This is a genomic window from Streptomyces sp. NBC_01707 (assembly GCF_041438805.1).
Taxonomy (GTDB): Bacteria; Actinomycetota; Actinomycetes; order Streptomycetales; family Streptomycetaceae; genus Streptomyces.
The window spans coordinates 4842627-4855738 of record NZ_CP109190.1; the positions used below are offsets into that span (position 1 = coordinate 4842627).

The following is a 13112-nucleotide window of genomic DNA, read 5'->3' on the forward strand; positions in this document are numbered from 1 at the left end:
ATGGGACTTCGTTCGGGCAGCCGACGACGCCTCGACCGAGAGGGCCAGGAGCCGCCGCCCCAAGGCGTACTGGGACGGCTCGGCGCGGTGCGCCGCGCCCAGCAGATCACGACCTACGGCGTCGGGGCGATGGTCGCCATCGGCGACCAGTCGTTCCTGGTGAGCGGACTGGACAGCTGGAAGGTCGGACCGGACTTCGACATCCACGAACCCCGACTCGAAAGCGACCTGCACGTACGGGGTTTCCACCTGCCCCCGGCGTCCGATCCACCCGCCGGTGACGGGGTACGCGTGCGACGCTTCCCCACCACGTACTCGTGCCAAGGATGCGGCGCACTGAAGCCCTACAACGGGTTCAACTCGCCCAAGGGCCGCGGCCACTGCGGACAATGCGACCGGGCGGTCATCCCCTCCCGCTTCATCGTGGCCTGCGCGCAGGGCCACCTGTCCGAGTTCCCCTACTGGGAGTGGACCCACCGACGCCGGGAAGCCGCATCCCCCGGATCGACGGATCGATGCCGGATGAAACTGATCTCCACCGGGCGCACCGCATCCCTGCGCTCCATCGTGATCGAATGCAGCTGCGGCAAGAAGGCCTCCCTCGAGGGAGCCTTCAGCGGTAAGGAGATGGCACGGCTGGGCATCACCTGCAAGGGTCACCGTCCCTGGCTCGGTGACGAGGCGACGCAGCCAGGCTGCGGGGAAGCCCTGCAGGCCCTGCAGCGAGGTGCGTCCGCGGCCTGGTTCCCTGTGGTCCGCTCCGCCCTGACCATTCCGCCGTGGCACAAGGCGTTGATGCAGCTCGTGATGCGGCGCGAGCACCGCAGGCATCTCGTCGGCAAGGACGACGCACGCATCGCCGAGTACGCCTTGGACGAGGGCTGGTTGGCCGACGGCCGCTACACCACCGCGGACATCGTCGACGCCGTGCGCACCCTCGAGGCGGCCGAGCGCGAGGAGGACGCCGACCCGGAGAACCCGGATGCCTTCGAACTGGCGGACCGGCTACGCGCCGAGGAGTTCCGTCAGCTCAGCTCCACCACCGAGGACACCCCCGAGAACCAACACTTCGTGTGCGTCCCCCCAAACGTCACGGCCGGCTCACCGGCCGTGCCCGGCGTCGAGCAGACGATGCTGGTCAAGCGGCTGCGTGAAGTGCGTGCCCTGACCGCGTTCACCCGGGTCACCGCCCCGATGCCGTCCGACCCGCCCGGTCGGCGTGCCCGGCTGCACCGCGGCACGGTTTCCTGGCTTCCCGCGATCGAGGTGATCGGCGAGGGCGTCTTCGTTCGACTGGACACCGACCGTCTGCGCGCGTGGGAGGCGAGGGTGGAATCCGAACCGGCGGGCGCGCGGGTGAAGGCCCTGCGGCAGCGGCACCTGAAGATGCTTCGCGACCGCGGCGACACGCAGCCTCAATCACCGGTGTCCCCCCGACTGGTCCTCGTGCACACGCTGGCACACGCACTCATCAACGAGTGGAGCCTGGACTGCGGCTACCCCGCCGCCGCCCTGCGGGAGCGACTGTACGTCTCGGACGAGATGGCGGGCTTCCTCCTGTACACGGCGACCAGCGACTCGGCCGGTAGTCTCGGCGGCATCATCGCCCAAGGACAGCCCGATCGACTCGCCTCCTCACTCGATGCGGCACTGCGCCGCATATCGTGGTGCTCGGCCGACCCGCTGTGCATGGAGGTCGACGCCAGCGGCACGGGTGGACTCAACCTCGCCGCGTGCCACGCATGCGTCCTGCTTCCAGAGACCAGTTGCGAACTGAACAACATCCTGCTTGACCGGGCGCTGCTCGTGGGCTCCCCAGAGCTGGGGATCACCGGCTACTACCCCCGGGCAGACGAGTGATCCAGTCCCGACGTTCTGCGGACGCCCGCTCCGGTGCCGCTCTCCGACAGTCTTGACTGAGGCACCCGATCTCCCGGGTCAGCCTGGACGGAGGAGCCAGGAGTACATCCCGGCATGGCCAGCACCACCCACCCCAGCACCCCTGAGCCCTACCCCCCGCGCCCCGCCCGAAGCGCCGCACGTTCACCGCGGAGTTCGTACGCCGCCTACACACCGATGGTCGGGTCCAGTAACGCCTGTCGGGCCTGCGTCGAGGTCTACGACGGACTCGGGGGCACTTGGTCCTGCATCAAGTGGCATTAGCCTCAATACCGGTAACTTAGGGAGATTTTGTCCGCTTGACTCGTTTGGGTTTGGTGGCATTGACGATGGTGATGACCGGGGCGCGTGGGCGGTCTGCAACGTGGTGGGCTGCGCGTTCGAGGGGCCAGCTGGCGACTTTGCGTTTGATGACGCGAGGGTTGTCCCGGCGGCGTCGCGGTGGCAGGAGGCGTTCGAGGAGTTCAGCGTGGGTTGCTTTGACCGCGCGGGCGAGCCTGCCGGAGGAAAACGCCGCCAGGTCGGTGACCTGACGGCGCACGACGCGCAGTGAGCGGGTGAAGGAGATCCGGTCGGGATCGTGATCGGCTTGCAGTGCGGCTCGGTGCATCAGGTGCCGGATGGCGTGGTGGACGAGCAGGAAGCCGTAGAGTTCCTGCTCGGCTCCATCAGGGTGCTGGGAACGCAGCACCAGGTGGGAACCGCCGAGGTGGGTCTTGATCTCATCGAGGGTGGACTCGAACTCCCGGCGCTGGGCGTAGAGTTCGGCTAATTCCGCGGCTGGGGCCTCGTCCGGGTCGAGGATCGTGGTGATGAGCCGGTAGACGCCCTCGTGGCCGGCGATGGAGTACTCCACCGCGCGAACCGGAACCCCGCGACAGCCGCCGCCTGGCACCCGGCAGTCACCTCGATACACCACACCCCTGGCGGTCACTCCCCGATCGGTAGCTCACGCGCCCGCTGCCGCGCCTTGGCCCGAATCTCCTTCAGCTGGGCATGGAAGGCGTTGTGCCGGTTCTGGTCGAGATTCAGCGGCAGGTCGAGCTCCCCAATGAGCTCGCTCTCCATATGCCACGGCTCCAGGTGCTCCACCCAGCACACCCGAGCGTGCTCGGCCAACCACTCCGTCAGCTCCGCCTCGCCCTGCTTCCCGAACGTCATCCGCTTGCCACTGCCTACACGTCGCAATTCCAGGCCCAACAGGCAGCCGAGGGTGAGTCGCAATGTGGACCCCTCCGCGTTACCGCGGAAGTGATACCGCACCCGCGTCCGCAGGTTCTGCGTGCTGCTCCGCGTCGCCATGTGCCGGGGTGCAATCCCCACGTACAGCAACTCATCCGTCGGCAGCCCCTCATACGGTGACTCGGTGAACCGCCACCCGTAAACCCCCGGCACCGCCGGCACTGGCCCTGGCTGCCCCATCACCTCGGCCGCCGCCCACAGGCGGTCCGGACTTATCAGACCCTCGGCGCTCATCAGTCATCCCTCCCTTGAACAAACTTCCGGCGCACGGTACGCCTCCCCACCGACATCACCGCACACGGCTCCGGAAGCGGCTGGCACGTACCCATCTAGCCCACCGCCCGTACTATCGGCGCGAAGTGATTTAGCGTTGCGCCTACGTGGCCCCGTGGCGTTCATGGAGCCAGTTGACTTGCCTGATCCAGAACGTCTCCTTCTCGGTCTTCGACGCGTTCTTTGGCAGCAGTTGGAGCTGCTTGGCCAACTCGTAGAAGCCGGGCCCGGCGTCGTTGGCGCCCAAGTAGTGCACCAGAGCGGAGATCATGAGAGGTGAGGAGGAGGGGGCGCCCGCCTGATCTCGGTCCACGATCATTCCCAACAGGTGGCCCATAGCCGCCCGCTCGTCAGCGCGTTCGAAATCGAAAGCGCGGCAGCCCGTTCGTCGAACCAAAGTGGCGTTGAGTTCGGTGTAGGTCGTGACCTTGCCAAGCTTCGCCCGCTCGATGAGGAACTGCCGCCCGGCCTCGACCAACAAGTCCCACTCGTCCTCGGCACGGCTGTATCCAGACATCTTGCCCCTATCCCTGAATCATCCTGATCCGTACGGCGGGAACGTACAGCGCCAGCAGAAGGCTCACAATCCCCGCTGGTGGGCAGCGTCGGCCGTGTCCTCCCCTGTCCACCGCAGGCCGCCGTGGGGCATTGAAGGGCCCTGACCAGTGCTGTCTCGGGCACCGGTCAGGTCACGCGCGCGGCCGCCACTGGGGCGAACTGGTCCTCGTTCCGCTAACACACCCTCGCCTCCGCCAAGAACCGGCTCGGCTCCCCCGTCCATGACACATACAGCCCGTCCCGCGCACGTGTGCATGCCACGAACAGCAGGCAGCGTTCGGACAGGAGGTCGGCTTCGTGCTGGAGGCGGTCCACCTCGATGGGTGTCACGGCCTTCGGCGCCGGCAGGGCATCTGCGTTCACACCGGTCACGGCGACGCAGCGGAATTCCAGGCCCTTGAAAGAGTGCATGGTGCCGATGCGGACGGCGTCCGTTCCTTCCGGTGCATCGGCCCTCAGCTTCACTGCTGGGATGTCGGCGGTCGCCAGCCTCGCGAGAGCCTTCTCGACGCTTTTGTTGAAACGGGTGGTGACTCCGATCTCGCCGGGTGCCACGCCGTTCTCCGTCCATGCGCGTATGTGGTCCACGAGCGCGTCGAGTTCGGCTTCCTCCGACGCAGCCGCGTGAATCTCGGGGCCGTGGCCGTGCAGGGCCGAACGGTAGCCGAGGAGGGTCTCGTTGCGGGCGTCGTCCTCCAGCTGCTCGAAGGGGCGGCCGACGAGGAGGGCGGTGGACCAGCTGAGGATCTCGTGTGTGGAGCGGTAGTTCTTCCGCAGCTTGGTGGAGCGCCCGGCGACCTTGATGCCGAGGGATAGCAGGGAGACCCTCGTGTCGTAGATGCGCTGATGAGGGTCGCCGGCGATGAACAGGTCGTCGGGGCGCGCCGGGGCAGCTGCACGCAGCAGCCGCCATTGGGCCGGGTGCAGGTCCTGGGCCTCGTCGACGACGATGTGCCGGTACAGCGGCCCGTTAGTCAGCAGCAGGTCGGCGGCCTCCGCGCATGTTCCCAGGTAGGTGCGCAGGCCGTCGGCTGTGAGGCGGTCGGTGAAGTCCTGGACTGTTCGCCACACCAGGGGGCGTTCGGCGGCGGGGAGGCGGCTGCCCCGCCCACGCCGGTCGGCGGTCTCGTACTCCTCCTGGCTCCGCAGGTTCTGGGCCAGGATGACGTGCTTGTACTCCTGGGCCAGGAACTGGGCTGTGCCGGCGAAGCCCGTGGCCCGGGCGGCCTGCTGCCAGAGGGTCCCCTCTTCCCCGCTGCGCAGCGGGCGGCGCGCGGTGGAGACGACGCGGCTGGCGAGGGCGTCGACGGTGGTGATGTCCACGCGGGCGAGCAGTTCCTCGTCCTCGATGAGTGTGGTCAGCCCGGTGCGCAGTGCGGCGACGAGGGCGTTGGTGTACGTCGTCAGCAGGACGCGGTCGCCGTCGCGCAGGAACTGCAGCAGGTGCTTGACGCGGTGCAGGGCGACGACGGTTTTTCCGGTGCCGGGGCCGCCGGTCACCTGCGCGGGTCCGGAGTAGCTGGCCCGGTAGGCGACCTTGTGTTGGGAGGGGTGGAGGTAGACCCGCCAGGCGGTGAACGGCTTGTCGAGGATGTCGCGGAGTTCGTCGGAGGCGGTGACGAGGGCGATACGGGTGCGGGTGTGGCGGATGGCGGTCGCATAGTCGGTCGTGTCGACCGGATCGGACTCGGAGGTGGGGAGGTTGACCGATACCAGGTCGCGCCAGACGTCCTCCACGGTGAAGCCCTCGGCGAGGTACTCCAGAACCTCACGTTGGTCCTGCGGGAAGTAGGGGGCGAAGGCCTCCAGCTGCTCCTTGCTGGTGAGAACACGGGCCTGGCGCAGGGTGGTCTCGTCGATGCCGAGGGCGGCCAGGTCACCATCGGAGACCTTGGCGAAGAGCCGCTCGTCGGGCGCGGCGGCAATCCGCTCATACGCGGGGGTCAGCTCGTCCAGCATGGCGATGTCGCGGATCTCGACGGCGCGGGTGACCGTGTTGATGCTGGCGCGCTGCTTGATCGCCCAGGCGATGGCTTTGTCGTGCGGCATCACGCGCAGGAGTACGAAGGTGTCGCCGCTGTCGGGGGCGAGGACGACGCCGCGGGTGCCCTGGGCGATGCGGATGGTGCGGATGTGCGGGTCCTTGGCCTGCTTCAGTGACTCCAGCTTCAGGCCGGGGTCCTTGAAGAGCTGGTCGAGGGTGAGGCGTTCGAACTTCTCCCACGCGTCGAAGACGCCCTGTTTCTCGGCGCCGTGGAGTTTGCTGAGCTGGGCGCAGAAGCCTATGTCGAAGGCGAGGTGCGGCATGGTGTCCCGTTCTGCGTACGTGCTGCGTGCGTCCTGTGACTACGAGTGTCTGCGAGCTGTACCACCGGTTCATCCGGCGGCGTCGCCGTCGAGGCCGAGGCGGATCACGGCGAGTGCCTCGGCGATCTCGACGGTCATCTCGTCGTCGGGGCCGAACACCATGCACATGTCTTGGTGGAGCGGTTCGAGGACTTGCCGGGCTTCGGCGGCCCGGCCCTGGGCGAGCAGCAGCATCCCGATGTTGTGCCGCAGTTCCACGGCTTCCTCGCTGACGTCGCTGTCGACGGTCCGTACGACGTTCAGCACACCCTGGAGCGCGGCGAGCGCGTCGGTGACCTGGCCGAGTTCGGCGCGGCAGCGGGCCGCCTGAGCACGGCAGGCGCGGGCCTGCTCACTGGTGGGTCCGGCGATGCGGGCGTATGCGTCGGCGAGGGCGTCGAACTCGGGCAGGGCGGCCCGGTAGTCGCCGCCGAGGAGGCGGATCGCTGCTCGCTGGCGGCGCAGCGCCAGGACCGGCTTGTTCTCGGAGCCGAGGGCGAGGGCCGCGGGTTCGATGACCTCGCCGAGCACCTCGGCGGCCTGCGCGAACCGCTCCTCCTCCAGAAGGGCGTCGGAATGGGCATACGCCTCCTTGATGTCCTCGCGCAGCTGGGCGGGGACGGGCACCGGCTGGGCCCCCGGGAGGACGGCTGTCGGCGTCGAACCACCGGGTGCGGGGGCCTGGGCGCGGGCGCGGGGCGCGAACGGGTGACGGAACACGCCCGTCGGGTCGGGTGCGCCGGCCGGCCCGGCCTCGGCCGCGCCGGGCTCCTGGCCGGGTGGCGGGAGGAACGGGAGCAGCCGCGCGTACACCGCCTGGGTATCTTCGGGCCGCGCCTCGGGCGCTTTGCGCAGCAGGTGAAGGACGAGCTCCTCCAGCGCCTCCGGCACGTCGGGCCGCAGCTTTCGCAGCGGGGTGGGGGCAGCGTTGACGTGCTGATACATCAGCAGGAACTCGTTGTCCGCCTCGAACACGAGGCGCCCGCTGAGGAGTTCGTGCAGCACACAGCCCAGCGCATACAGATCGGTCTGCGGGGTGATGCGTCCGCCGCGGACCTGCTCGGGCGACATGTACTGGTGGGTGCCGATGGGGCTGCCGGTCGCGGTCAGCTTGGTGACGTCGGTGCGCAGAATCGCCGCGATACCGAAGTCGAGGACCTTCACGGTGCCGTCGCGTGCGACGAGGATGTTGCCCGGCTTGAGGTCCCGGTGGATCACCGGCACGTCGTGCGCGTACGACAGCACGGTCGCGACCTGCGCGGCGACGGCGGCCGCCCAGCTGACGGGCAGCGGGCGGTCGGGGTGGAGGTAGGCGGACAGCGGTATGCCGTCGACCAGCTCCATCACCAGGAACAGCCGCTCGTACGACTCGTCGAGCACCGCGTCGTACACCTGCGGCACGCCGGGGTGCTGGATGCGCGCGGTGATGCGGGCCTCGCGACGGAAACGCTTGGCGAACTCCTCGGCCAACTGCGGGGAGGTGACCGACGCCTGCCGGATGAGCTTCACGGCGACGGGCCGGTCGAGCACGGCGTCATAACCGCGCCACACGTCGCCCATGCCGCCGTGGCTGAGCTCCTCCAGGAGTTCGTAACGGTCGGAGATCGCCTCCTGCGGCACCTTGCCCCCGGTGTACGTGAAGAACAGTCACGGTCAGGGGTCAAGTGTGACCGCTGCGTCGCTCCGCCGTCCAGCGGTCGTGGTGCGACAAGGCTTGAGCGCGGCAATGGACGACGGGCGGGAGGGTGCGGCGGCCGGTGGCGGCCGGTCGGCCTCCCGCAGGCAGGACGTACTCCGCCCAGACCGTCTGACAGCAGCGGCGGGGGTGGCGAGTGTGTAGAGATCGCAGCCGCCGCCGACGGCATATACATCCGGGACTCGAAGGTCCGATCCGGACCGGTTCTGACGGTCACCCCCCAGGCGTGGGCCAGGCTCGTCAGGCTGGCCGCCGATCAGACCATCTGAGCCGTACATTCGCAAGCCCCGTGATGGCCCAGCGGCACCGGCGGCTGGGCCACACCACCGCCCGCGACGCGAACGCGGGCGGTGCGAGCGTGTCTACGCGAACGCCAACGCCTACGCGGGCAGCGCGGGGAACACGACCACCGAGCCGTCCTTGCTGCGGGCGATCTCAATTGCCACGTCTGTCGTCCGGTTGTTGACCGTGACGCCGTCGCCCAGCCGGCGAATCCGGTATGCCGCGCGCATCAGGCGTTCGACTTCACCGGTGGTGAAGACGGGTCGCAAACCGTTCGGGCTTGCCAGCTCCAGTGCCGACAGGCGCACCAGGACAGTGGCGATGCTCGACTCCATTTCGTCGAGTCGCTGCTGGTCGCGCTTGAGTGCGCGGGTGAAGTTCTTGAACGGATTGCCGGAGTCGCTCTGGGCGCTTTCGACTGCCTGGAGGATGACTACCCGCCGCATCAGCGCGATGGCCAGCGAGGCGAGTTCGAGGTGGGCGCGGAACGTGCCGCCATGGTCGCCGACGCCGGGGAACGACTTGGTCAGCGTGTCGAGTTCGACGGCCTCACCCTCGGGCAGGCTGTCGAGCGCGCTCTGCCATCGGGCGAGGCGGAGGTCGGCTTTGCCCAGCGCCGTGTCGATGGTGTGCACCGCCGAGTCGAGTCCCAGTGAGACACCGAGCTTGCCCTCGTCGAGCAGGATGGCCGTGGCCTTGTCGATGGCGGCGCGGCTGCCGTTGAGTGCGCTGTGCTCGTCGTCGAGTTTGTCCTGCTGAAGTTGCTCCAGCAGTTCCGTGATGTGTTCGATGGCCTGCTGGCGCTTGTGGTCGGCGTGCGCACTCACCCCCACCGCAACGGCCATAAGCACGAGCGGAGCGGCCACGGTGAGCACCGTGCCGCCGGCGGCTGCGGCACCGGCTGTCGCACCGGCTCCACCGACCGTGCCCGCCGCTGCCGCTCCTCCGACTGGCACGAGACTTGCTTTGGCGGCGATCCTGCCCGTCGTCGTGTTCACGATGTCCCCGAAGACGTGACCGGCCGCCCCCTTCGGCTCCATCAGGCGAACGGTGCCCTGCCCGAGCTGGGCGGCGACCTTCGCCGGGACCACTATGCGATACAGATTCTCGCCGGAAGCGGTCGCTCTGGCCGCCGTGAGGGAACTTCGCGTCGATTGCGTGATGAACTGTGACAGGTGCTGCGCCAGGGGACTCGCGGCGTCGAGCGGGAGGCCCTTGGCGCGGTCGATCTTGGCGGGCAGCGGATGCGCCTCAAGTGTGACGATCGGCTCGTCGGCCAGGACGGCCAGTACTCCGCGCAGTTCCGTCAGTCGCTCGGCCGTCATCGACTCGCCCGCGGTCAACCCTGGCACCCGGACGTCAGCGGTCGCCAGCGTCCACACGGGCACGGTCGTCTTGCGGTCGTCAGTCATCGTCTCCCCTTGTTTTCTCCGACATCAGCCTTTGGTTGATGTCCGACAAGAACGGTATGAACCTTGTGCAATCGGTTACGGGCGTTGTCTGCCGGTGAACTGACGATCACCAGGGCAACCCACCAGATCACCTACGGCCATCAGGCCGCGGACGAATCGAGGCCGGAGGGTGCCCCGGCCGACATGTCCGGCCGGGGCGTACGGATCAGACGTCGTCGTCCAAGCCCTCTTCGCGGCGGATCATTCGCCAGGCGGCCTTGCGGGCGCTGCGGTCCAGGCTGGACTTGAAGCCCTTGTCGGGGCCGAAGTACTGGCGGCCCATGCCTGCGATGGTGTCGATGTGGTCGGCCATCTTGTCCGCGAAGACGTTGTCGAAGACGAGTCCGAAGTTGTCCTCGTCGTTGACGACGGCCGCTGCCCGCACCTTGGGGTCGGCCTTGGCCTCCTCGAAGGGCCGGATGACGTCCTGCTCGGTGAACTCGGTGCCGAAGCGTTCGTTGAACTTCTCGATCAACTGCGAGAGCAGTGATTTCTCCGCTTCCTTCGCGCCGCCCGAGCCGTCGCCGAAGCCCTGCATCGTCGTCGGCCCCTCGGCGGTGAGGGAGACGTCGTACTCACCGGTCTTCTCCACCCGCATATGGCTGAGGTCGATCTCGCCTATGTCCACGCCGCCGTCCGCGCGCCGCGGCAGCCGGTTGAGGAGGTAGCGGCCGTAGAGGTGCAGCCGCTCCAGCTCGGCGTCCTGGTAGGGGACGATCTGCGCGAGGAAGCCGTATTTCCTGACGTAGTCGTTGAGGTCGGCGCGGAAGCCCTCCGCCGTTTCCTGGTCGTCCTCGTCCTCGCTTTCGAGCAGGGGCGTGAAGCGGGCGACGGCGGGGGAGAGCAGCCGGTACAGCTCGGCGTGCAGTTTCTCCCACTTGGACTGTGAGCCTGCGGCCTTGTCCTTGGCGGCGAAGTACGCGGCGGCGAACTCGTCCATCTCCTGCCCGGACAGGATCGCCGCCCGCATGACCCGGCTCTGCGCGGTGTAGAGCAGGTTGGGGTCGGAAGGGAGGGTGTTCGCCTCCTCGAAGTACGGGCGGAAGGAGTCCTGTATGTCGTCGGCGTCGTTGACGAAGTCCAGGACCGCCAGGTCGGCCTGGGTCTTGCGCTCGGCGGTCCGGTTCAGCCGGGACAGGGTCTGGACGGCGGAGATGCCGGTGAGTGTCTTGTTGACGTACATCGTCGTCAGCAGCGGCTGGTCGAACCCGGTCTGGTACTTCTCCGCGACGACCAGGATCCTGTACTCGCGCTGGCCCGCACCGCCGGCTCGGGCGGCCTTGTCGTCGGCGCGCGTGTACGCGAACGCCTTCGGCAGCGCGCTCTCCGACAGCCCGCCGTTCTCCTTCGGCTCGGTGGTCTCCTCGCCGTCGAGGGTGAGCGAGCCGGAGAACGCGACGAGGACACCCAGATCGGGGTACTTGGAGTCGTAGTCCCGGTCCTTGATGTAGCTCTTGATCGCGCGCGCCATCTCTACGGCGGACTGCCGGGAGGGGGTCACCACCATGGACTTGGCCCGCCCGCCGAGGCGGCCCCGGCTGTGCGCCACGAAGTGCTCCACGATCACCTGGGCGTGCTGGGCGACCGTCGAGTCATGGGTGAGCGCGTACCGGGCGAGCAGGGAGTTCGCCTTCGAGGGGTCGACCTCTCGCTCGTCGGGGTTCTGGTTCACCAGCTTCCAGTACGTGTTGTACGTGACGTAGTTGCGCAGCGGGTCGAGGATGAAGCCCTCCTCGATCGCTTGCCGCATCGAGTACGTGTGGAAGGGCCGGTAGGTCGCCTTGCCGTCGATGTCCTGGAGCGTGCCGAAGAGTTCGAGGGTCTTGGCCTTCGGTGTGGCGGTGAACGCGAAGTAGGAGAGGTTCGTGGCGCGGGAACGCTGCTCGGCCCTCTTCTTGAGCTGCTCGTCCAGGGTGGCGGCCTCGGCCTTGACCGTGGTCACTCCCGCGTCGTCCGAATCGGAGTCCAGGCCGAGGTCGCGCAGGGCGGACCGTACGGCGGTGGCGGCGTCGCCGGACTGCGAGGAGTGCGCCTCGTCCACGATGATCGCGAAGCGGCTGCCCTGGATCTCGGTGGGGTTGCGCTGGAGGTAGTCGAGCAGCGCCGGGAAGGAGTGCAGGGTGACGGTGACGATCTTCCCGGTGTCGCGGGAGAGGGCCTTGGCGAGCTGCTCGCCTTTCGCCCCGTGCTTCTCGTCGATCTTCACGACGAGGCCCGCGGTCTGCTCGAAGTTGCCGACCGTTTCCCGGAGTTGCGCGTCCAGGTTACGGCGGTCGGTGATGACGATGACTTTGTCGAAGACCGGCACGCCTGGTTTGAGGCCCTTGGCCACGGCCTCGGCGTCGAGCTCCGACGGGTCGGTGGGGGTGTGCAGGTCGCTGAGGCGGTGCGCGAGCCAGCCGATGGTGTTCGACTTGCCTGAGCCTGCCGAAGCCATGACTAGGTAGTCGTAGCCGGCGCCGTGCGTGGCGGCGTGCGTGGTGAGCTTCTTGACCGCGTCCCACTGCTGGAACCGCGGGAAGACCATCGTCTTCGTCGTGCCGCCGCCGGGCGTCTTGCTCTTGTGCAGGTGCACGAACCGCTGCAACAGGTCCAGCCAGTTGTCCGGCTGCCAGACCTGCTCCCAGAGGTAGGAGGTCGCGTACGTGCCGTAGGCGGTCGGGGCCGGGTTGCCGGCGCCGCCCGGCTGACCGGGGCCGTTGGAGCCGGTGTTGAACGGGAGGAAGCGGGTGTTCTTGCCCTTGAGCTGGGTGGCGACGAAGACCAGATCCGGGTCCACCGCGAAGTTCGCGACGACACGGCGCGTGAAGATCAGCTCGGTGGGGTCCCGGTCGGTGCGGTACTGCTCCTTGGCCTGCTCCACCCCTTGCTTGGTCAGCGGGTTCTTCAACTCGGCCGTGGCGACCGGGATGCCGTTGAGGAAGAGGGCGAGATCGAGCCGGTTGCCCCAGTCGGCCTGCTTCGTCGCGTACTCAAGTTCACGGACGACAGTCAGGCGGTTGGCCCGGTAGCCGTCCAGCACGGAGTCGTGGGCGACGAGGTTCGGCTTGAAGTAGGCGACGCGGAGCAGGACGCCCCGGTCCTTGACGCCGTTACGGACGACGTCGAGGAGGCCGTTGGTGGCGATCGCTTGGTCGAGGCGACCGGCGAACCCGCGCTGGGCCTCGTTCGGGTCGCCGCCGTAGACGGTGAGCAGCTCGCTCCACTCGTCGGGCTGGGTCGCCCCGATGAAGGTGAACAACTCATTGGTGTCCAGGCCGAGATCGGCCCGGTAATCCTGCGGACGCGCCTCGCGCCAGCCGCGCTCGACCATGGCGGCGACTATGGCATCACCGAAGGCGGACTCCGTGTGGATGGGACTCATG

The 13112-nt window shown here is 68.1% G+C and carries 9 protein-coding genes; 2 read left to right on the forward strand and 7 right to left on the reverse strand.

The features are described 5' to 3' along the window. Entirely contained in the window at positions 1 to 1860 is a 1860-nt protein-coding gene (gene drmB, locus OG963_RS21750) for a DrmB family protein (protein ID WP_371799351.1), read from the forward strand. A 319-nt stretch (positions 1861 to 2179) separates the two neighbouring features. Here the strand turns inward: drmB and OG963_RS21755 are convergent, their stop codons facing one another. The 5 genes from OG963_RS21755 to OG963_RS21775 all read right to left on the reverse strand — a co-directional run bounded on the left by OG963_RS21755 (position 2180) and on the right by OG963_RS21775 (position 7938). After that, positions 2180 to 2755 carry a hypothetical protein gene (locus tag OG963_RS21755; RefSeq protein ID WP_371799352.1) on the reverse strand — a complete coding sequence of 192 codons (576 nt, stop codon included), beginning with the start codon at positions 2753 to 2755 and terminating at the stop codon, positions 2180 to 2182. 74 nt (positions 2756 to 2829) lie between these two features. After that, on the reverse strand, positions 2830 to 3375 hold the full coding sequence (locus OG963_RS21760) for a GIY-YIG nuclease family protein (protein WP_356671747.1): 546 nt from the start codon (positions 3373 to 3375) through the stop codon (positions 2830 to 2832). 142 nt (positions 3376 to 3517) lie between these two features. Then, positions 3518 to 3931: a hypothetical protein gene (locus tag OG963_RS21765; protein WP_371799353.1), complete on the reverse strand. Its 414-nt coding sequence runs from the start codon at positions 3929 to 3931 to the stop codon at positions 3518 to 3520. 215 nt (positions 3932 to 4146) lie between these two features. Further along, positions 4147 to 6279 (reverse strand): UvrD-helicase domain-containing protein, encoded by a 2133-nt coding sequence (locus tag OG963_RS21770; RefSeq protein ID WP_371799354.1) that lies wholly within the window; start codon positions 6277 to 6279, stop codon positions 4147 to 4149. A gap of 69 nt (positions 6280 to 6348) precedes the next feature. Beyond that, the gene (locus tag OG963_RS21775) at positions 6349 to 7938 is read right to left on the reverse strand and encodes a serine/threonine-protein kinase (protein WP_371799355.1); all 1590 of its coding nucleotides are present in this window, start codon (positions 7936 to 7938) and stop codon (positions 6349 to 6351) included. On the opposite strand from OG963_RS21775, the gene OG963_RS21780 reads away from it, so the two are divergent. Further along, positions 7885 to 8283 (forward strand): DUF397 domain-containing protein, encoded by a 399-nt coding sequence (locus tag OG963_RS21780; RefSeq protein ID WP_371799356.1) that lies wholly within the window; start codon positions 7885 to 7887, stop codon positions 8281 to 8283. The two genes, OG963_RS21775 and OG963_RS21780, sit on opposite strands and share 54 nt — an antisense overlap. Before the next feature lie 111 nt (positions 8284 to 8394). Here OG963_RS21780 and OG963_RS21785 read toward each other — a convergent pair whose 3' ends face one another. Both OG963_RS21785 and OG963_RS21790 read right to left on the reverse strand, forming a co-directional pair. After that, positions 8395 to 9708 carry a hypothetical protein gene (locus tag OG963_RS21785; protein WP_356671754.1) on the reverse strand — a complete coding sequence of 438 codons (1314 nt, stop codon included), beginning with the start codon at positions 9706 to 9708 and terminating at the stop codon, positions 8395 to 8397. Positions 9709 to 9913: 205 nt separating this feature from the next. Further along, on the reverse strand, positions 9914 to 13111 hold the full coding sequence (locus tag OG963_RS21790) for a type I restriction endonuclease subunit R (protein ID WP_371799357.1): 3198 nt from the start codon (positions 13109 to 13111) through the stop codon (positions 9914 to 9916). Position 13112: the final 1 nt, after the last annotated feature.